16 protein-coding genes and 1 riboswitch are annotated in these 18,579 nt (G+C 71.9%); of the genes, 8 read left to right on the forward strand and 8 right to left on the reverse strand.

All coding sequences use genetic code 11. The features are described 5' to 3' along the window. Nucleotides 1-916: 916 nt before the first annotated feature. Complete coding sequence (locus tag ACZ4YY_RS19380; RefSeq protein WP_468291249.1) at nucleotides 917-1,216, reverse strand: chorismate mutase; 300 nt, start codon at nucleotides 1,214-1,216, stop codon at nucleotides 917-919. Nucleotides 1,217-1,504: 288 nt separating this feature from the next. Here ACZ4YY_RS19380 and guaA point away from each other — a divergent pair, with 288 nt between their 5' ends. Beyond that, nucleotides 1,505-3,085, forward strand: a complete 1,581-nt coding sequence (gene guaA / locus ACZ4YY_RS19385; protein ID WP_468291251.1) for a glutamine-hydrolyzing GMP synthase — start codon at nucleotides 1,505-1,507, stop codon at nucleotides 3,083-3,085. A gap of 14 nt (nucleotides 3,086-3,099) precedes the next feature. Here guaA and ACZ4YY_RS19390 read toward each other — a convergent pair whose 3' ends face one another. Further along, the gene (locus ACZ4YY_RS19390) at nucleotides 3,100-3,684 is read right to left on the reverse strand and encodes a pyridoxamine 5'-phosphate oxidase family protein (RefSeq protein ID WP_468291252.1); all 585 of its coding nucleotides are present in this window, start codon (nucleotides 3,682-3,684) and stop codon (nucleotides 3,100-3,102) included. Between the two features lie 54 nt (nucleotides 3,685-3,738). Then, nucleotides 3,739-4,368: a hypothetical protein gene (locus ACZ4YY_RS19395; protein ID WP_468291254.1), complete on the reverse strand. Its 630-nt coding sequence runs from the start codon at nucleotides 4,366-4,368 to the stop codon at nucleotides 3,739-3,741. 110 nt (nucleotides 4,369-4,478) lie between these two features. Here ACZ4YY_RS19395 and ACZ4YY_RS19400 point away from each other — a divergent pair, with 110 nt between their 5' ends. The 3 genes from ACZ4YY_RS19400 to ACZ4YY_RS19410 all read left to right on the forward strand — a co-directional run bounded on the left by ACZ4YY_RS19400 (nucleotide 4,479) and on the right by ACZ4YY_RS19410 (nucleotide 7,532). Further along, nucleotides 4,479-5,273 carry a class II aldolase/adducin family protein gene (locus ACZ4YY_RS19400; protein WP_468291257.1) on the forward strand — a complete coding sequence of 265 codons (795 nt, stop codon included), beginning with the start codon at nucleotides 4,479-4,481 and terminating at the stop codon, nucleotides 5,271-5,273. Between the two features lie 202 nt (nucleotides 5,274-5,475). Then, nucleotides 5,476-6,753 (forward strand): hypothetical protein, encoded by a 1,278-nt coding sequence (locus ACZ4YY_RS19405; RefSeq protein ID WP_468291260.1) that lies wholly within the window; start codon nucleotides 5,476-5,478, stop codon nucleotides 6,751-6,753. Nucleotides 6,754-7,001: 248 nt separating this feature from the next. Beyond that, entirely contained in the window at nucleotides 7,002-7,532 is a 531-nt protein-coding gene (locus tag ACZ4YY_RS19410; RefSeq protein WP_468291262.1) for a DoxX family protein, read from the forward strand. A 441-nt stretch (nucleotides 7,533-7,973) separates the two neighbouring features. Here the strand turns inward: ACZ4YY_RS19410 and ACZ4YY_RS19415 are convergent, their stop codons facing one another. Both ACZ4YY_RS19415 and ACZ4YY_RS19420 read right to left on the reverse strand, forming a co-directional pair. Next, entirely contained in the window at nucleotides 7,974-8,216 is a 243-nt protein-coding gene (locus ACZ4YY_RS19415) for a hypothetical protein (protein WP_468291264.1), read from the reverse strand. After that, entirely contained in the window at nucleotides 8,203-9,642 is a 1,440-nt protein-coding gene (locus ACZ4YY_RS19420; protein WP_468291265.1) for a PspC domain-containing protein, read from the reverse strand. The genes ACZ4YY_RS19415 and ACZ4YY_RS19420 overlap by 14 nt, the downstream gene beginning before the upstream one ends. A gap of 179 nt (nucleotides 9,643-9,821) precedes the next feature. Here ACZ4YY_RS19420 and ACZ4YY_RS19425 point away from each other — a divergent pair, with 179 nt between their 5' ends. Beyond that, entirely contained in the window at nucleotides 9,822-11,114 is a 1,293-nt protein-coding gene (locus ACZ4YY_RS19425) for an ATP-binding protein (protein ID WP_468291267.1), read from the forward strand. Then, nucleotides 11,111-11,857: a LuxR C-terminal-related transcriptional regulator gene (locus ACZ4YY_RS19430; protein ID WP_468291270.1), complete on the forward strand. Its 747-nt coding sequence runs from the start codon at nucleotides 11,111-11,113 to the stop codon at nucleotides 11,855-11,857. The genes ACZ4YY_RS19425 and ACZ4YY_RS19430 overlap by 4 nt, the downstream gene beginning before the upstream one ends. 34 nt (nucleotides 11,858-11,891) lie before the next feature. On the opposite strand, the gene ACZ4YY_RS19435 is transcribed toward ACZ4YY_RS19430, so the two are convergent. After that, nucleotides 11,892-12,968: a C40 family peptidase gene (locus ACZ4YY_RS19435; RefSeq protein WP_468291272.1), complete on the reverse strand. Its 1,077-nt coding sequence runs from the start codon at nucleotides 12,966-12,968 to the stop codon at nucleotides 11,892-11,894. Nucleotides 12,969-13,444: 476 nt separating this feature from the next. On the opposite strand from ACZ4YY_RS19435, the gene ACZ4YY_RS19440 reads away from it, so the two are divergent. Beyond that, a complete protein-coding gene (locus ACZ4YY_RS19440) occupies nucleotides 13,445-13,798 on the forward strand; it encodes a hypothetical protein (protein ID WP_468291275.1) in 354 nt (117 codons plus the stop codon). Here ACZ4YY_RS19440 and ACZ4YY_RS19445 read toward each other — a convergent pair. Both ACZ4YY_RS19445 and ACZ4YY_RS19450 read right to left on the reverse strand, forming a co-directional pair. Continuing rightward, nucleotides 13,776-13,946 carry a hypothetical protein gene (locus tag ACZ4YY_RS19445; RefSeq protein ID WP_468291278.1) on the reverse strand — a complete coding sequence of 57 codons (171 nt, stop codon included), beginning with the start codon at nucleotides 13,944-13,946 and terminating at the stop codon, nucleotides 13,776-13,778. The genes ACZ4YY_RS19440 and ACZ4YY_RS19445 overlap by 23 nt on opposite strands. A gap of 527 nt (nucleotides 13,947-14,473) precedes the next feature. Next, nucleotides 14,474-15,655, reverse strand: coding sequence for a C40 family peptidase (locus ACZ4YY_RS19450; protein WP_468291280.1), 1,182 nt, complete (start codon nucleotides 15,653-15,655; stop codon nucleotides 14,474-14,476). 8 nt (nucleotides 15,656-15,663) lie between these two features. Beyond that, nucleotides 15,664-15,824: riboswitch (cyclic di-AMP (ydaO/yuaA leader) on the reverse strand. Between the two features lie 231 nt (nucleotides 15,825-16,055). On the opposite strand from ACZ4YY_RS19450, the gene pcrA reads away from it, so the two are divergent. Then, nucleotides 16,056-18,539 (forward strand): DNA helicase PcrA, encoded by a 2,484-nt coding sequence (gene pcrA, locus ACZ4YY_RS19455; RefSeq protein WP_468291283.1) that lies wholly within the window; start codon nucleotides 16,056-16,058, stop codon nucleotides 18,537-18,539. The last annotated feature ends 40 nt before the right edge of the window (nucleotides 18,540-18,579 follow it).

Raw genomic sequence — 18,579 nt, forward strand, 5'->3', positions numbered from 1 at the left:
GCGTGTGGGGCGCGGGTGTGGCCCTTGTTTCGAGAGGTTTGATCGTCGAACTCCGTGAAGGGTTGTACGACCACTCACACATTTCTCATGTGGGCTGGATCACGCCCCTGCCGGGGGGTCGCGCCCCTCGGCGGGCATGCCGGCCGAGCCGGGGACCCGCGCCGGGCTGCGGTCGCAGTGCACTCGGGCTGCGCGCAGGCCGTGGTCGCGATGCACTCGGCTGCGCTCGGGCCGGCGTCGGTCTGCGGGCGGTCTGCGGTGGGGCTGCCGTCGGTCTGCGGTCGGTCTGCGGCGGGGCTGCGTCGGTCTGCGGTCGGTCCGACGGTCGGGCTCGCGCCGCGGGGAACGGCGAAGGGCCCCGCGGGACGGAAACCGCGGGGCCCTTCTTTCGTCAGCACCGGCGTCAGGGCAGCGCCGGTGCCTGGGAGCGGCGCCGGGGGGTTGCGCCGCTGGTCTGGTCTGCCGCCGAACTCGGGTGCACTCCGGGTCGGCGCCCTGGCGCACACGGGGCGTGCGACAGGTCTGGACCTTTGGCGGTCGAGCAGGACACCGCACCGTGAAACGGGGCCCGGAAAGCGAGTCGGGGCTGTTCGGGGGCTTTCTAGGCATCGTGCTGGATGAACGCGGTGCTCGCAACCGTTTGACCCAGCCCTTGTGCATTTTTGCCATTTCCGCCGGTCGGCCCCGGGCGTCCCCGGGACCGACCGTTCTCTTGGGTGACCGGACTGCTGTCCCCTGCCGTCCGGTCACTTCCCTGGAGCGAGGTCCCACGACGCACAGCACGATCCGTACGCCTCATCGCTCCAGCGAGCCACGCGTGGTTCTTCCGGGCCCACCCCTGGCTGGAGCGGACACCGGGACCAACGAAGCGGTCCGGGGCCGGTCACGCGCCGTCCGGGTGAGAGGGATCCCGAACTCAGATGCGACCCCGGCACAGTTCGAGCAGCGTCATCGCGAGGGACGTACCGGGCTTGCCGAGCGCCTCGCTGTAGTGGCCGAGGACCTCCATCTCCCGGGAGAGGCTGACGCGTCGCCCCCCGGAGGCGATCCGGGCGTCCTGGATCACGGCGGAGACGGCCATGCGTTCCTGGATCAGGCCGATGATCCGGTCGTCCAGCGCGTCGATGCGGTCGCGGGCGCCGGTGATCACGTCGGCGGCCTCGGCAGTCCGGGCGCCGGTCACGTCGAGTGAGGTGGAGGTGGCGGTGGTGGTCATGGGGGCTCCTGTGAGGCGGGAGCGCCCCGGAACGGCGGGACCCGGGAAGAACGACAGGCGCCCCGGGCCTTGTCGGCCCGGGGCGCCTGGGAAGTCGCTTGGCGGTCAGCTCAAGCAGCACGACCATGGCAGCCGGCGGGCCGGGTGCCATAGGTAAAGACGAAGGTCGTGTGCGCGAGCATGGGGTGAGTATAACCACGGACCGTTTCGGCCCCGGGCCCGTCTCCACGCCCACCTCGGTAGAATTGGCCAGCACAGAGACCCCGCCCGAACCGCCGGAAGGCCCCCGTGTCATCAGCGACTCCCGCTGCCGCCGCCCCCGACACCGTCCTGGTCGTCGACTTCGGCGCGCAGTACGCCCAGCTCATCGCCCGTCGAGTCCGCGAGGCCCGGGTCTACAGCGAGATCGTCCCGAGCACCATGCCGGTCGCGGAGATGCTCGCCAGGAACCCGGCGGCGATCATCCTCTCCGGCGGCCCCTCGTCCGTCTACGAGGAGGGCGCCCCCCGCCTCGACCGCGCGATCTTCGAATCCGGCGTTCCCGTCTTCGGCATGTGCTACGGCTTCCAGCTGATGGCGCAGACCCTCGGCGGCACCGTCGACAACACCGGCGCCCGTGAGTACGGCCGTACCGACCTGCACGTCTCGCGTTCGTCCTCCACCCTCTTCGAGGGCACCCCGGCCGAGCAGGCGGTGTGGATGTCGCACGGCGACGCCTGTTCCGCCGCCCCCGAGGGCTTCACCGTCTCGGCGTCCACCGACGTCGTCCCGGTCGCCGCCTTCGAGAACGACGAGAAGAAGCTCTACGGCGTCCAGTACCACCCCGAGGTCATGCACTCCACGCACGGCCAGCAGGTGCTGGAGCACTTCCTGTACCGCGGCGCCGGCCTGAAGCCGAACTGGACGACGGGCAACGTCATCGAGGAGCAGGTCGCCGCCATCCGCGAGCGGGTCGGCGACAAGCGCGCCATCTGCGGTCTGTCCGGCGGTGTCGACTCCGCCGTGGCCGCCGCGCTGGTCCAGAAGGCCATCGGATCGCAGCTGACCTGCGTCTACGTCGACCACGGCCTGATGCGCAAGGGCGAGACCGAGCAGGTCGAGAAGGACTTCGTCGCCGCGACCGGCGTCCAGCTGAAGGTCGTCGACGCGGAGGAGCGCTTCCTCACCGCCCTCAAGGGGGTCTCCGACCCCGAGGAGAAGCGGAAGATCATCGGCCGCGAGTTCATCCGGGTCTTCGAGCAGGCCCAGGCGGAGATCATCGCCGACGAGGGCCCGGAGGTCGCCTTCCTGGTCCAGGGCACCCTCTACCCGGACGTCGTCGAGTCCGGTGGCGGCACCGGCACCGCGAACATCAAGTCGCACCACAACGTCGGCGGCCTCCCCGAGGACCTGGAGTTCCAGCTCGTCGAGCCGCTGCGCAAGCTGTTCAAGGACGAGGTCCGCATGGTCGGCCAGGAGCTCGGCCTGCCGGAGGAGATCGTCCAGCGCCAGCCGTTCCCCGGCCCCGGCCTGGGCATCCGGATCGTCGGCGAGGTCACCAGGGAGCGCCTGGACCTGCTGCGCGAGGCCGACGCCATCGCCCGCGAGGAGCTGACGGCGGCCGGTCTCGACCGCGACATCTGGCAGTGCCCGGTGGTCCTGCTCGCGGACGTCCGCAGCGTCGGCGTCCAGGGCGACGGCCGCACCTACGGCCACCCGGTCGTCCTGCGCCCGGTCTCCTCCGAGGACGCCATGACCGCCGACTGGTCGCGCCTGCCGTACGACGTCCTCGCGAGGATCTCGACGCGCATCACGAACGAGGTGCGGGACGTCAACCGCGTCGTCCTCGACGTGACCTCGAAGCCGCCGGGCACCATCGAATGGGAGTGAGCCCCGCGTAGGGCTCAGGTCCGCCGGAGGGTCCGCACCGGCTCTCCGGGCTTCCAGACCTGGACGACCAGATTGTCGTCCTCGACGGAGGTCCGCACGACCTCCGTCAACGCGGTGCGGAAGAGGTGGAACGGCTGCGGCGGTTCCACCTCTTTCACATACCCGGCCTTCGCCGCCTCCTCGTCCGTCACCTCGACCGCCCGGCCGCTGATCCGGACGTCCCCGCCGCCCATCCCGGTTCCCTCGCCGAGGTTGGCCTGGAGCGAGAAACGCGGGTCGCGCAGCAGGTCGAGGGCCTTGAGCGAGCCCGGCATCATGCCGAGCCACAGCTCACCGTCGAGGAAACGGACCTCGATCCCGCTGGTGCGGGGCGAACCGTCCCTGCGCAGGGTCGCCAGGACGTGATGGGTGTAGGCGCCGAAACGGTCCTCGACCGTCCGCGCCAGCTCCGGCTCCGCCGCGACGAAGGCCGCCCAGCCGACGGTTCCCGTGGTCGCAGCCGCCCGGCTCGCCGGCTCGCCGACGGTCTCCGTGGCCGCAGCCGCCCGGGTCGCCGGCTCGCCCGCCGTCTGATGCGCTGTCGTGTCACGTGCTGTCATAAGGCGAGTGTCCCGCCGATACCCGACACCTTCTGTCGGATATTCGAGGCTGTCTCACACGCCGTACGGCACCGGCCGGACGAACCGCTCCCGGCCCGTCGTCTCGTCCCGCAGGGGCGTGCAGCCCGCCGCCGTGAGCCACGCCGCGAGCTTCGCGCGCCGGGCCGCATTGGCACGCAGCGCACCGAGCATGCCCAGCGGCATCAGCACCGCGAGCGGAAGCAGGACGGCGTACTCGCCGGTCAGCACGGCCAACAGCAGGAACAGCCCCGCCGCGCCCCAGCCGACGGTGAGGAGCTGCCCGCGGTCGGCGGCCGCGCCGAGGGCGTCGTGCCGGATGAGCGTCGTGACCAGGTCGACGTCCGCCCGCGCCTCGGGGACCGGGGTGAGCGAACCCAGGTACATGCCGGGCACCGGACGGCCGGGGCCCGGGTCGGGGAAGGCCGCCGAGTTCGCCGCCGCCCGCTGCCGGGCCGCCGGGCTCGGGTCGCGCACCAGGTGGACATGGACGATCCGCTGCTTCCCGACCAGGCGCACGCTCTCATAACGGAAGCCGTAACACTCCGCGACGTACGCCAGCGCGCCGAAGGTCTCCCACTCCGCGAAAGGATGGATCAGCTCGATCGCATTGCGTGTCGCGACCTGGCGCATGAGGGAGTCGAGGTGGCGATCGGCGAGGCTCAAGACGTGCTCCACAGGTGACGGAAATCGTCATCTTTGCATAACGGCTCTGCCCTTTTTCCCTGGCCGACGGTAACTTCCGCCCAGTGAAGCAACCCAGTGCTGGAGGACCGATGCACGGGCCCACGCCGCCCGCCCCGCTGCCCACCGACCGGTTGCGGTTCGCCATGCCGCCGATGCACGAGTCCGTCGAGGACGAGCGCCGGCACCGCAAGGAACGCCTGGCGGCCGCGGTGCGGATCTTCGGACGGCTCGGCTTCGAGGACGGCGTCTCGGGGCACATCACCGCGCGCGACCCCGAGTACACCGACTGCTTCTGGGTCAACCCGTTCGGGATGCCCTTCAAGCACGTCACGGTGAGCGACCTCGTGCTGGCCAACTCCGACGGACAGGTCGTCGAGGGCCGCTACCACGTCAACCAGGCCGCCTTCACCGTGCACGCCCAGGTCCATGCCGCCCGGCCCGACGTCGTCGCCGTCGCCCACTGCCACTCGGTGCACGGCCGCGCCCTCGCCGCCCTCGGCGAACTGCTCGACCCGATCACCCAGGAGAGCTGCGCCTTCTACGAGGACCACGCCCTCTACGACGCCTACACAGGGGTCGCCGTCGACGCCGAGGAGGGCCGGCGCATCGCGTCCGCGCTCGGCTCCCGCAAGGCGCTGGTCCTGCGCAACCACGGACTGCTGACCGTCGGGGACTCGGTGGACGCGGCTGCCTGGTGGTTCCTCTCGATGGAACGCTCCAGCCAGGTCCAGCTCACCGCACGCGCCGCCGGCCGCCCGGTGCTGATCGACCACCGGGCGGCGGTCGCGACCCGCGAGCAGCTCGGCGGCGACCTGGTGGCCTGGATCAACTACCAGCCGCTGTGGCAGGACATCAGCCGCAGCGAGCCGGATCTGCTGACCTAGGGCCGCTCCCTCGAGAGGGATTCCCGTGGCCGGGTCAACGCGGTGGTCTTCGATTCACCCGCGCTGACCACACCTGCCGACGACCGGGGGTGTGCCGTAGGGCACAATTCGTCCACGTCGCAGGGGAGTTGTTCGCAGGGCGGTGGCCTGGTTCCCGAAGGTCCGCCGCCCGTTCGGAATGTGGAGAAGGCGGGCGTCGGACGTGGCGGTGCAGGAAGCCAGACAGGGAGCGGAACCCGGTGCGCACGAGGGCGGCTGCACCTGTGGGGACTGTCCGCACGGAGCGCGGGAGGGACATCGGCGCGCGGTCGCCGCGTTCCTGACCCTGCGCGACGGGTTCGCCGCCGGTCAGGGCCTGCCGGCCGCCGTCGCCCACTCGGCCTCCGCCTCCCGTCAGTGGGTCTCGGAAGAACTCACCCAGTCCGCGGAACTCGTCGCCGACCGCGGTCGCGCCGAGGGCGAGGCCTGGCTCGCCCGCCTCTGGCTGCGGACCGCGTGCACCGTGTGGGCGGCGGTCGTCGTCCTGCTCGTCGTGCAGTCCCTGACCGCGATCGGCGCCGGCTGGAGCAACGCCCGCAGCGCCGGACTGCTCGCCGCACTCGTCGTCGCCGGCGCGCTGACGGCCGCCTCCTGGTTCCACCGGGCCCGCGGTGGCGCGCTGGCCCCGGTCGTCGGCGAGGACAACCGCCTTTCCACCTCGCGGGCGGTCGCCGCCGCCTGGGTGCTGTTCGTGGCGTACGCGGTGCTGGTCCTCGTCGGACGGCTGGCCGCCGCCTCCGGCCCCGCCGAACGCGACGCCCTGATCGCCGGGCTCGACCTGGTCCGCGGGGCCGGTGTGGTGACCGTCCTCGCCGTGGTCTGCGCGATCGCCGTCCTCGTGCGCCGGGTCGTCGGCCTGCGGGTGCTGTCCCAGCGGCTCCAGAAGGTCCGCGCCCACCGGCCCCGCGCCGCCGACCTGCTCACCGACGATGCCGGCCGCGGCGCCTTCGCCGACATCCAGTACGTCGTGATCAGCGCCGTCGCCCTGGCCTTCGCCGCCGTACGCCTCGCCCGCCGCCCCGACCAACTGCCCGACCTGCCCTGGGGGCTGGCCGTGGTGGTGCTGGTGTCGGCCGCGACCTACCTCGCCGGCAAGTACGCCGAGGGCGGCCGCCCCGTGATCCTCTCCGTCGTCCGCTCCCGGGAGGCCGGTGACCTTGACGCACCGATCCGCACCGGCGACGACATCGAGATCCGCGGCGCCGGATTCGTCCCGCCCGGCGCGCAGGGCGCCGACCGCCTCTCCCGCATGGTCGTCCGCATCGGCACCGTCCACGTCCACGTGCCGCTCGTCCCGGTCACCGGTGGCTTCAGCAACCCCACCGACGCGGTCCTGACGGTCCCGGTCCCGGCCGAGGTGGAGCCCGGGCGCGTCGAGGTACAGGTCGTCACGGCGGCAGGAGTGGAGACCAACCGCTGCACGATCGACGTCACCGACTGAGCCCCCACCCACCCGGAGCGGGGGAGAGGGTGAGGGAGTCAGTCGGGGACCCGGTCCGGGATGGGAATCGGAACCTGGGGCGCGGGCGAGGTCGAGGTCGGATTCGGGGCCGGAGCCGGGGAGGGCGTGAGGGCGAGGGTGGGGGTGAGGGTGGGGAAAACGTCGGACGAACCATTGAGCGCACCTGCCCTTTCCTACGTATGGTCTTGTGAGGGGTCCACCACGTCGGCGAGAGGCGGCTACGGGCGATGGCTCACGGCATGCGAACGGACACGCACCCCCCTTATCTCGACGGCGGCCACGACTGGCGGGACAGCGCCACCCGGTACGCCCTCCTTCCCCTCCGCCTCTTCCTCGGCGTCACCTTCGTCTACGCCGGCCTCGACAAGCTGACCGACGGCTCCTTCCTCCAGAACAGCGGCGCCGGTTCGATCGGCGACACCATGCGTGCCGTCCGGGACACCTCCGCGATCCCCGCCCTGGTCGACCTGGCCCTGAAGAACCCGACCGGCTTCGGCTACGCGATGGCCTTCGGGGAACTCGCCGTCGGCATCGGCGCCCTCCTCGGTCTCCTCACCCGCGTCGCCGCGCTCGGAGGCGCGCTGATCTCGCTCAGCCTGTGGCTGACGGTCAGCTGGGCCTCGGACCCCTACTACTACGGCAACGACCTCCCGTACCTCATGGCCTGGCTCCCCCTCGTCCTCGCCGGCGCCCCCGCCTTCTCCCTGGACGCGGCCTGGCGTACCAGGAGGCGGCGGCGAGTCGGAGCCTTCCGGTAGGCCGGTTCCGCGTCCTGGCGGACGGGGCTGGATCCTGACGGACGCGGCTGCGTCCTGGAGCAGGCGCTCGTGCGCCCAGGCCCCGAACGCCGGTGAGCGTGCCAGCCGCTCTCGGAGCCACGGGCCACCCGCGCCCGGAGCTGCCCGAAGCCCTGGTGGGATGGGCCTTGTCCGGTGGGTGGGGCCGCAGGTTTCGGGGAGTGTGCCAGGTGCTCGTGCAGTCCGGGCCCTGTGGCCGGAGCTGCCCTCAGCCCTGGTGGGATGGGCCCTGTCCGGTGGGTGGGGCCGCAGGCTCTGGGAAGCGTGCCCGGCGCTCCTGTAGTCCGGGCCTCGCGGTCGGCAACCGCCCGAGTCCAAGGGGATGTACCGCCCGCCCGGCGGGGTGGGCGGGCGGTACATCCCCCCGCTCGGCGGGCGGGCGCGCCGCCGGGCGGGCCCCGTCTACGAGCCTGCCCCCGTCCCCGGTTCCGCCGGAGTGCCCCGGCGGAAGCCCTGGCGTCTGCGGACGGCGTGGGTCGCGACTCCGGTGGCGCCGGCCAGGGACAGGCCGCCCACCACGAGCGGGATGATCACGAACCACGGCGTGTCCCAGAGGCCGCCCGCGTCACCCGCGTAGAGGACGCCCGCCAGCGTGAAGACCATGCCGGCAACCAGCCGTCCCGGCCGGAACTCATGACGCAGCACGGGCCACCTCCGCCTGTCCGGCGCCGACCTGGAGGTGGAGGTTTATCGTCCCGGCGTCCTTGCCGCCCGACACCGGCGACAGGGTCAGCTCCTTGTGCTTGCCCGGTTCCACGTCCACGTCCTTCTGGTCATCGCCCGGCAACTGGATGTCACCGAGGCCCACGTCGATCTGTACTTTCACGGTCACGTCCGGCGGCACGACCACCCGTAGCCGGCCGACCCCCACCTCGGCGTCGGTGCGCACCGTCTGCCCCTTGGCCAGCTCCAGCCGGGACAGGTCCAATGTGGCCTCCCCTGTGCCGAGGTCGTAGGCCGACCGGACGTCCGCCACCGCCGTGGGCTGCCAGGTCGTGTCCGTCCATCTCGTGCCGATGTCCTTCGGCAGGGTGGCCGATCCGGCCAGCAGCCCCGCCGTGACGACGGCCAGGAAGATCGACCCCGCCCCGGTACGGCCCAGGAACGAGCTGACCGCGATGCCGAGGCCCAGCACGGCGAGTGCGATGGCCAGGCCGATCTGGAGGCTCGTGCCCAGCGGCTCCCGCTCCCAGGTGAGCCGGGTGGCGAGGCCGCCCGCGACCATCGCGAACAGGAAGAACCAGCCGCCGATCCAGCGGGGGCCGCGCGGGCCGGAGGACCGGCCGCGCGCCGCCCGTATGTCCAGGCGAGGACCGAGGTGACCGGTGAGTCTGACGTCGAAGACGGAAGAGGCGTCCGGAGTGCGGGGATCGCTCGGACCCCACAGGTAGCCGGTGCCTCCGTCGTGCGTGCCGTCCTTCACGATCGGCTCCCGCCACCAGGACGGGTAGGCGGTGGCGACGGGCGGTGCCTTCGCCTCCGGCGGGGCGTCGGCCACCGCCTGGGCGGCGAGCGGATCGGTGTCGGCGGCGCCCACCCGGTGCCTCGACCAGTAGCCGGCGCCGGCGAGGAGGAGGGAGAGGACGACCGCGAAGGCCAGCACCCCGCCGTTGTTCAGCATCGACAGGAACACTCCGCAGCCGACCAGCGCGAACAGCACGGCCGTGAGGGCCTGCCCGTCCACTCTCCCGGTGAGCAGCTTGCGCACCTCGTTCTCGCCGTCCTCGGCGTAGGGGACGAAGAGCCAGGCGAAGCCGTAGAAGATGAGGCCGATGCCCCCGGTCGCGGAGAGCACCGCGAGCGTGATCCGGAAGATCACCGGATCCATGTCGCACTGCCGCCCGAGACCCGCGCACACCCCCGCGAGCATTTTGTGCTCCCGGTCGCGGCGGAACCGGTGCAGGAGGCCGGCGGCGTCGGCTCCCGCACCCCTTTCCCCGTGCGCGCCCGCCTGCCCGTGCGCGCGCGGGTTCTCACCTGCGGCGCCCGGGGCGCCCGGGGACGGAGCGGCCGCGTCGGGCGCGGCGCCCCGGTCGGGCGCGGCGTCCGCGGCGTGCTGGTGATTCGTCATGAGTCAATGGTGGCGGGCGAGACGCCCCGGCGGCAGTCGGAACGACCCTGGTCGGACCCTGATATCGGCCCTGAGCCCGGGCCGGGGAGGCGTTCGACCTGCGAGACCGTCGAAGATCAGGGGCGTCTCGGGGGCGAACCCTGATGCTCGGGTCGAGCCGCCGTGTGACCATCAATGGCATGCCGGAAGCCGCAGCAGCGCCACTCGTCGAACCGCGGCCTCCGCGCAAGCTCTACCGCAGCAGCGACGGACGTTGGCTGGGTGGCGTGGCGCGGGGGCTCGCCGGGCATCTCGGGCTGCCCGTCATCTGGGTGCGGCTCGTCTTCGTCGGCCTGTTCCTGGCGGACGGCCTCGGCGCCCTGCTCTACGCGGCCTTCTGGTTCTTCGTGCCGCTGGGCATCGGCGGTGTGGGCGGGCAGAAGCCCCCGTCCCTCGTCGTCACCGAGACCGCGCCCGACGGCCGCCGCAAACTCGTCGCCCGCAGACCGGACAAGGGCCAGATCGTCGCCCTGCTCCTCATGGTCGTCGTCGCCATGGTCTTCGTGGGCAATGTGAACCTGGGCGGCGGCGCCAAGGCGTACCTCCTGCCCGCCGTCCTCGTCGGTGCGGGCGTCGCCCTCGTCTGGCGCCAGGCGGACAACGCCCGTCGCGCCCGCTGGGTCGAGGCCGGCCGCCGGCGCCGTACGCTCACGCTGCTGCGGGCGGGCGGCGGTGTCCTGCTGGTCACCGCCGGCGTCTCCGGCATCTTCGTCCTGCAGGGCTCGGCCGCACATCTCGGTTCGGTGCTCCAGGCGGCCCTCGCCGTCCTGGTCGGCATCACGCTGCTCGCCGGGCCGTATCTGGTCCGGATGACGCAGGACCTCTCCGAGGAGCGCCTCATGCGCATCCGCGCCCAGGAGCGCGCGGAGGTCGCGGCGCACGTCCACGACTCGGTGTTGCACACCCTCACCCTGATCCAGCGCAACGCGGAGAACGCCGGCGAGGTGCGCCGCCTCGCCCGCGCTCAGGAGCGCGACCTGCGCACCTGGCTGTACAAGCCGGAGGGCACCGGCAAGGACGAGGCCGACGAGCCGACCACCCTGGCCGACGCGGTCCGGCGCAACGCGGCCGAGGTCGAGGACAAGCACGGCGTCCCCATCGAAGTGGTGGTGGTCGGTGACTGCCCGCTCGACGAGCGGGTGGTGGCGCAGATGCAGGCCGCGCGCGAGGCGATGGTGAACGCCGCCAAGTACGGTGGCGAGGGCGGTGCCGTACAGGTCTACGCCGAGGTCGAGGGAAGGACGGTCTTCGTGTCGGTCCGGGACCGCGGTCCCGGTTTCGACCTCGACTCGATACCCGCCGACCGCATGGGCGTCAGAGAATCGATCATCGGCCGCATGGAGCGCAACGGCGGCACGGCGCGCCTGCGGGCGGTGCCGGGCGGCGGCACGGAGGTCGAGCTGGAGATGGAGAGGGCGGAGAAGACGTCATGAGTGACCCGACCGAGACGAACGCGGCGGCGGGAGCGGCGGAGGCCGCCGAGCCGGCGCGGACCACCGGCGAGAGCACGGGCGGGCGCCACGTGCGCGTGGTCCTCGTCGACGACCACCGCATGTTCCGTACGGGGGTCCAGGCCGAGATCGGCCGGACCGAGGAGACCGGCGTCGAGGTCGTGGGCGAGGCGGCGGACGTCGACCAGGCGGTCACCGTCATCACCGCGACCCGGCCCGAGGTGGTACTCCTCGACGTCCACCTCCCGGGCGGAGGCGGGGTCGAAGTGCTGCGCCGCTGTGCTCCGTTGATGGGCGACCCCGAGCGGCCTGTGCGGTTCCTCGCGCTGTCCGTCTCGGACGCGGCGGAGGACGTGATCGGAGTGATCCGCGGCGGTGCCCGCGGATACGTCACCAAGACGATCACCGGCACCGACCTGGTCGACTCCGTCTTCCGTGTGCAGGAGGGCGACGCCGTCTTCTCGCCGCGGCTCGCCGGGTTCGTCCTCGACGCCTTCGCCTCCACCGACGCCCCGCCGGTCGACGAGGACCTCGACCGTCTCACGCAGCGCGAGCGGGAGGTTCTGCGCCTCATCGCCCGTGGCTACGCCTACAAGGAGATAGCCAAGCAGTTGTTCATCTCGGTGAAGACGGTCGAGTCCCACGTCTCGGCGGTCCTCAGGAAGCTCCAGCTGTCCAACCGGCACGAGCTGACGCGGTGGGCGACGGCGCGACGGCTGGTGTGACGATCGGGGCGGCGCGGTCACTCCCCGCCGGCCCTCACACCACCCGGGTGGCGCCCGCGTAGGGCATCTCGTCCAGCGGCGCCACGCGGACCGGGGCCGAGGGGTTGGGGGCGTGGATCATGCGGCCGCCACCGACGTAGATGCCCACGTGGGTGATGCCGGAGTAGAAGAACACCAGGTCACCGGGGAGGAGTTCGGAGCGGGAGATGCGGCGGCCGGCGTCGATCTGGGAGTAGGTCGTGCGCGGCAGCGAGATGCCGGCGGAGCGGTACGCCGCCAGGACCAGGCCCGAGCAGTCGAAGGCGTTCGGTCCGGTCGCCCCCCACACATAGGGGCTGCCGAGCTTGGAGTAGGCGTAGGAGACGGCCGCCGCGGCGCGCGAGCTGGGCGCCTGTGCGGAGGTGCTGCCGGGTGCGGTGAGGTGGCTGCGGGGGCCGGTCGCGGCGCGGGAGGCGCGGGTGGCCGTCCCGGTGCCCGTGTCCGCGGTGAGCCGGGCCCGTTCCCCGGCCGTCAGCCGGGACAGCAGACGGCGGGCCGCGTCGAGCTTGCCGGTGATCGTCGTCTTGTGCCGCTTCAGCTCCGCCTGTCGGGCTCTGAGCGAGGTCACCTCGATGCGGGCGGCGCCGCGCAGTTGCTCGACCTCCCGCAGTTGCTTGCGCACGCGGGCGACGGTGCCCGACTGACGGTGGCCCGCGCGTTCGGCGAAGGCGGCGTTGTCGAGGTACTGGTCGGGGTCGTCGGAGAGCGCGAGCTGCATCGCGGAGTCGAGGCCTCCGCTGCGGTACTGTGCGGCGGCCATGGACCCCAGCTCCTCGCGTGCCGTGGTGAGCCGGGCCTCCTTGCGAGCGGCCTCGTCCTGGAGGGCCTTCAGCCGTTGCTCGGCCGCCGTCGCCTTCTCCTTCGCGCCGTTGTACTTCTCGGTGGCGGCCTCGGCCTCCTGGTACAGCTTGTCCACCTTGGCCTTCACCTGCGCCGGTGTGGGTTTCGGCTCGGCGTGTCCGATCCCGTCGAACGCCGTCGCGCCCGCCGCGCCGGCGAGGGCGATGGTCAGCGCCGTCCGGGCCGGGTGACTTCCGAGCGAGCGCTGTCGGGGCTTGCGGTGCGCTGCCACGTGGGACTGCACGTCCTTTCGTACGACCGCCTCGTCGGTTCGGCCGTCCGGGGCAGGGCGGGACCCGTGCCCGCCGTGGGGAGCGGACGGACGTACGGCCGCGGGGAGCGGCTGACGGGGCCGGCGGCGGTCCCGCACAGGGAGTGGGCCCGCCGCCGGACCTCGGCGGTGGTGTCCGACTGCCGCCCCTGGTCCGGGCGGCGGTGGGGAGCCGGTCACCTGGGGGAGGACGCTAAGCCCGTCCGTGACACATCGGTAACGGGATGTGCGGAAGTGACAGGGGCGGATTGTCCGGTGACCGTAAGTGGTCAGCGGGAGCGTCCGAGGTCGACGACTTCGCGTGGCGCCCTGACCGATGCGGCCGATCCGGAGCGCGATGAAGCGCGACAGTGCTACGGCACGCACAACTGCACGTGCGTCGCAGAGGCCGGGCCGGTGTCGGGGCGATTCGGGGCGGCTGAATAGCATCCGGACTCATGGGCGTACTCATCCATCTTTTCGTCGGCCTGCACATCATCGGCATCGCCGCCCTGTTGGGCGGCTTCCTCACGCAGATGAAGGCGATGGGCCAGGGCACGGCCCGCTTCGTCCCCGCGATGCTGCACGGCGCGGCGACGATGCTGGTCACCGGCGTCATCCTGGTCGGCCTCAACCAGGCCGACGACCAGGAGGTCAACAACATCAAGATCGGGGTGAAGCTGGCCCTGCTGGTCGTGATCCTCGGCCTCGTCTATGTGAAGCGGGACGACGAGGCGGTGGAGAAACCCCTGTTCGGCCTGGTCGGGCTGCTGACCGCGGCGAACGTCTTCATCGCGGTGCTCTGGACCTGATCGCCGCGCGCGCGGAGCGCGCCGCCCCCGCGGCGACGGCCAGCCGTGCCGCGACCGAGATCCACAGCAGCGCCTGCCCGGGGCCCTTCAGCCACGGGACATCGACGGCGGCGGCGACGGACAGCGTCGCCGCCGCCGTCATGCCCATGGGGAACAACGCGCGGGCGCAGGACAGGGGGCAGGGTTCGGCGGGATGCGCACACCGCCGCCTCGCCCCGTCTGCTCCGCCCCCGCTGCCTCCGCCGACCTCTGCCTCCTCCGCCCCTCCGCTCCGTCCGCCCATGACTTCCGTCCCCGCGGACGGGTCTGCCGGTCGGCGGCCACCGGCCTCACCCCGGCCAGGGGAACCGGCACACGGGCGCGGACGGCGGAGGGGCGGAGGGACGGCCTGTCGGACAGGACAGGCGGACGGCCTGCGGACACGACGGGCGGACGGCCTTCGGTCGCAGCAGAGGGACGGCCTTCGGGCACGGCGGGCGGACCTGGCTCCCGGACCGACCGGCGGCCAACCGGCGGATCCGACCCGGGGACAACCGGCAGAACACTTGCGAACAACCGGCCAACCCAACCGGCGGATCCGACCCGGGGACAACCGGCAGACACCTGCGAGCAACCGGCCAACCCAACCGGCGGACAACCGGCGGACAGAACCGGCGGCACCGGCCGGAGGTTTCCTCAGGCCGGGCGCACCACGCTGTGGATCGCCGACTCGCCGTCGTAGTAGATCGACTCCTCGCGGACGTACGTGCCGGGCTTCGGGGCGTGGATCATCATCCCGTTGCCGATGTAGATGCCGACGTGGGTGACGTCGTCGTAGAAGAAGACCAGGTCACCGGGCTGGGCGTTGGCCAGGGAGACCGTCGTGCCGGCGTTCACCTGGTCGTAGGTGGTGCGCGGGAGGGTGACGCCGGCGGCCTTCCAGGCGGCCTGGGTGAGGCCGGAGCAGTCGTAGGACTCGGGGCCGGTGGCACCCCAGACGTACGGCTTGCCGATCTGCGCGCGGGCGAAGGCGAGCGCCTTCTCGGCCTTGGTGGCGTAGGAGGCGTCCGTGGCCGGGGCGGACGGCGAGGACGACGACGGAACCGAAGGCGACGACGTGTCCGTGCCCGAGGACCCGGCGCTCCCCTGTTGCGCGGCCGCCTGTGCCGCCGCCTGCTGCCGGGCCAGCTCCGCCGCCTTGCGGGCCGCCTCCTCCTGCCGCTGCTTCTCGATCGCCGCCAGCCGAGCCTTCTCCTCGGCGGTCAGCTGCGACAGCAGCTCGCGCGCGGAGCTGAGCTTCTTCTGGACGGTCGCCTTGGCGGTCTTCAGCTCGCTCTGCGACTCGGTGAGCGTCTCGAGGCTCCGGGATGCCTCCTGACGCTTCTTCATCGTCTCCGACTGCTCGGTGACGTAGTCGTCGACCGCGCCCTTCTGGCGTTCGGTCAGCCGCCCCATCAGCTGGGTCTGGTCGAAGTAGTCCTGCGGGGAGTCCGCGAGCAGGAAGGTGGCCGTGTCCGGTGCGGTGGCGCCGGTGCGGTACTGGGCGGCGGCGAAGGAACCGAGCCGCTCCCGTGCGTCGTTGAGCTTCTCGGTGCGCTGCGCGACGTCCTGGAGGAGGGTGTCGACCTGCTTGCGCTGCTTGGTCGTCTTCTCCTTGGCGGCGTTGTACTTCTCGGTCGCCGACTCGGCCTGGCGGTAGAGGTCGCCGACCTTCTTCTCGACCTCCTCCAGGCTCGGCTTGCCGTCGGCGGCGGGCGCGGCGTCGGCCGTCTGGGAGAGCAGGGCCACCGAGGTGAGAGCGGCGGTGGCGAGAGCGGGGGTGCGTATGCCTGCTACGCGCCCCCCGGCGGGGCGCGGCTTGCGGTGCTGCGACGCCAAGGGAGGCGACTCCTTCCGTGCTCCGCCTACCGGGTTAGCTGTCGGGTTCGGGCGGGAAGGGTTGCCCTACGGCCTGCTCCGTCGGGGGAGTGGGCCGATTCACCCCAAGGTCTCGGTGGGTCCCCGGCTCCGGCTCCGCGAGGGGCACCGGACTCGGCGGTGGCCGCGCGGCCCGGCGAGGCTCGCCGGTGGGGGTCGTACGGCCTGCCCGGCACGGTAGCCAACTCGTGTGGCACCTGTGAAGGTTGATGGGTGATATGCCCGATACATTTTCGTGACCTGCGGTAACCGTGTCGCCCAAGGTGTTTTCGGTGTAGCGGACCGTGACGCCCTGGACGGAGGGGGATGTTTTCCGGGACGGCGGCGGGTTGTCAGTGGCGCCCCCTAGACTCGGAGAGCGATGAGCAGCCTCTTTGACGACAGCTTCCTGGCGGACCTCCAGGCCCCTCGCGGGCACGAGGACGAACCCCCGCCGCCGCCCGAGGACGATCACGCTCCGGAGCCGGTTCCGGACGATCTGTTCGGCGGGAAGTTCGACGTGCCCCCGGACCGGGACACCCACTACCGCGACGGCGCCCCGCGCCCGGCGGTCGACGCGGCGGCCCTCCTGGAAGGGCTCAACGACAACCAGCGCGCCGCCGTCGTCCACTCCGACACCCCGCTGCTCATCGTCGCGGGTGCCGGCTCCGGCAAGACGCGGGTGCTCACCCACCGCATCGCCCACCTCCTCGCCGAGCGCCAGGTGCACCCGGGGCAGATCCTCGCGATCACCTTCACCAACAAGGCCGCGGGCGAGATGAGGGAGCGCGTCGAGCAGCTCGTGGGGCCGCGCGCGAACGCGATGTGGGTGATGACCTTCCACAGCGCGTGCGTGCGCATCCTGCGACGCGAGTCGAAGAGGCTCGGCTTCACGTCGTCGTTCTCGATCTACGACGCCGCCGACTCCAAGCGTCTGATGGCCCTGGTCTGCCGCGACCTGGACCTCGACCCCAAGCGCTACCCGCCCAAGTCCTTCAGCGCCAAGATCAGCAACCTGAAGAACGAGCTGATCGACGAGGAGGACTTCGCCGCCCAGGCCACCGACGGCTTCGAGAAGACCCTCGCCCAGGCCTACGCCCTCTACCAGTCGCGGCTGCGCGAGGCCAACGCCCTCGACTTCGACGACCTGATCATGACGACGGTCAACCTGCTGCGCGCGTTCCCCGACGTCGCCGAGCACTACCGCCGCCGCTTCCGGCACGTCCTGGTCGACGAGTACCAGGACACCAACCACGCCCAGTACGCGCTCGTGCGTGAACTCGTCGGCACCGGTGAGCACCCCGTCGACGTACCGCCCAGCGAGGACGACGTCCCGCCGGCCGAGCTGTGCGTCGTCGGTGACGCCGACCAGTCGATCTACGCCTTCCGCGGCGCGACCATCCGCAACATCCTCCAGTTCGAGGAGGACTACCCGGACGCGACGACGATCCTGCTGGAGCAGAACTACCGCTCCACCCAGACGATCCTGTCCGCCGCCAACGCGGTCATCGAGCGCAACGAGTCCCGCCGTCCGAAGAACCTGTGGACCAACGCGGGCTCCGGCGCGCGCATCACCGGATACGTCGCCGACACCGAGCACGACGAGGCGCAGTTCGTCGCCGACGAGATAGACCGCCTGACCGACGCGGGCGACGCGAGGGCCGGCGACGTCGCCGTCTTCTACCGCACCAACGCCCAGTCCCGTGTGTTCGAAGAGGTCTTCATCCGCGTCGGCCTGCCCTACAAGGTCGTCGGCGGCGTCCGCTTCTACGAGCGCAAGGAGGTCAGGGACGTCCTGGCCTACCTGCGGGTCCTCGCCAACCCCGAGGACTCGGTGCCCCTGCGCCGGATCCTCAACGTCCCCAAGCGCGGCATCGGCGAGCGCGCCGAGGCGATGATCGACGCCCTGTCCCAGCGCGAGAAGATCAGCTTCCCGCAGGCGCTGAAGCGCGTCGACGAGGCCTACGGCATGGCCGCACGGTCGACGAACGCCGTGAAGCGGTTCAACACACTCATGGAGGAGCTCCGTACGATCGTCGAGTCCGGGGCCGGACCCGCGACCGTCCTGGAAGCCGTTCTCGAACGCACCGGGTATCTCGCCGAGTTGCAGGCTTCCACCGACCCGCAGGACGAGACCCGGATCGAGAACCTCCAGGAACTGGCCGCCGTGGCCCTGGAGTTCGAGCAGGAGCGCGGCGAGGGCGAGTCGGTGGGGCTGGCCGAGTTCCTGGAGCAGGTCGCCCTGGTCGCCGACTCCGACCAGATCCCCGACGAGGACGAGGACGGCTCCGGGGTCATCACCCTGATGACCCTGCACACCGCCAAGGGCCTCGAGTTCCCCGTCGTGTTCCTCACCGGCATGGAGGACGGCGTCTTCCCGCACATGCGGGCCCTCGGCCAGACCAAGGAACTGGAGGAGGAACGCCGCCTGGCCTACGTCGGCATCACGCGCGCCCGGGAGCGGCTGTATCTGACGCGGTCCGCGATGCGCAGCGCCTGGGGGCAGCCGTCGTACAACCCGCCCTCGCGGTTCCTGGAGGAGATCCCGGCCACGCACGTGGACTGGAAGCGGACGGGGGCGAGCGGACCCGTGTCCTCCGGGCCGGTGTCGGCGGTGGCGGCCTCGCTGTCGTCGTCGCGTTCGCGTTCCTCGGCGGCCGGCGCCTCCGGGTTCGCCACGCGGCGTACGGCGGAGAAGCCGGTGGTCGCCCTGGCGGTCGGCGACCGCGTCACGCACGACCAGTTCGGGCTCGGCACGGTCGTCGCGGTGAAGGGCACGGGCGCCAACGCCGAGGCGACGATCGACTTCGGCGACACCAAGCCCAAGCGGCTGCTGCTGCGGTACGCGCCGGTGGAGAAGCTCTGACGTGAAAGGAGCCCCCGCTTCGGCGGCGGGGGCTCACAGG

Source organism: Streptomyces sp. NPDC030143, from assembly GCF_055573695.1.

What these genes read in the sequence shown, in the direction of transcription:
- ACZ4YY_RS19380 (WP_468291249.1), bottom strand. Translation starts at nt 1,216, where the DNA reads ATGACCACCACCGCCACCTCCACCTCACTCGACGTGACCGGCGCCCGG.
- ACZ4YY_RS19410 (WP_468291262.1), top strand. Translation starts at nt 7,002, where the DNA reads ATGGCTCACGGCATGCGAACGGACACGCACCCCCCTTATCTCGACGGC.
- ACZ4YY_RS19440 (WP_468291275.1), top strand. Translation starts at nt 13,445, where the DNA reads ATGGGCGTACTCATCCATCTTTTCGTCGGCCTGCACATCATCGGCATC.
- ACZ4YY_RS19400 (WP_468291257.1), top strand. Translation starts at nt 4,479, where the DNA reads ATGCACGGGCCCACGCCGCCCGCCCCGCTGCCCACCGACCGGTTGCGG.
- ACZ4YY_RS19430 (WP_468291270.1), top strand. Translation starts at nt 11,111, where the DNA reads ATGAGTGACCCGACCGAGACGAACGCGGCGGCGGGAGCGGCGGAGGCC.
- ACZ4YY_RS19445 (WP_468291278.1), bottom strand. Translation starts at nt 13,946, where the DNA reads ATGGGCATGACGGCGGCGGCGACGCTGTCCGTCGCCGCCGCCGTCGAT.
- ACZ4YY_RS19425 (WP_468291267.1), top strand. Translation starts at nt 9,822, where the DNA reads ATGCCGGAAGCCGCAGCAGCGCCACTCGTCGAACCGCGGCCTCCGCGC.
- ACZ4YY_RS19390 (WP_468291252.1), bottom strand. Translation starts at nt 3,684, where the DNA reads ATGACAGCACGTGACACGACAGCGCATCAGACGGCGGGCGAGCCGGCG.
- ACZ4YY_RS19420 (WP_468291265.1), bottom strand. Translation starts at nt 9,642, where the DNA reads ATGACGAATCACCAGCACGCCGCGGACGCCGCGCCCGACCGGGGCGCC.
- pcrA (WP_468291283.1), top strand. Translation starts at nt 16,056, where the DNA reads ATGAGCAGCCTCTTTGACGACAGCTTCCTGGCGGACCTCCAGGCCCCT.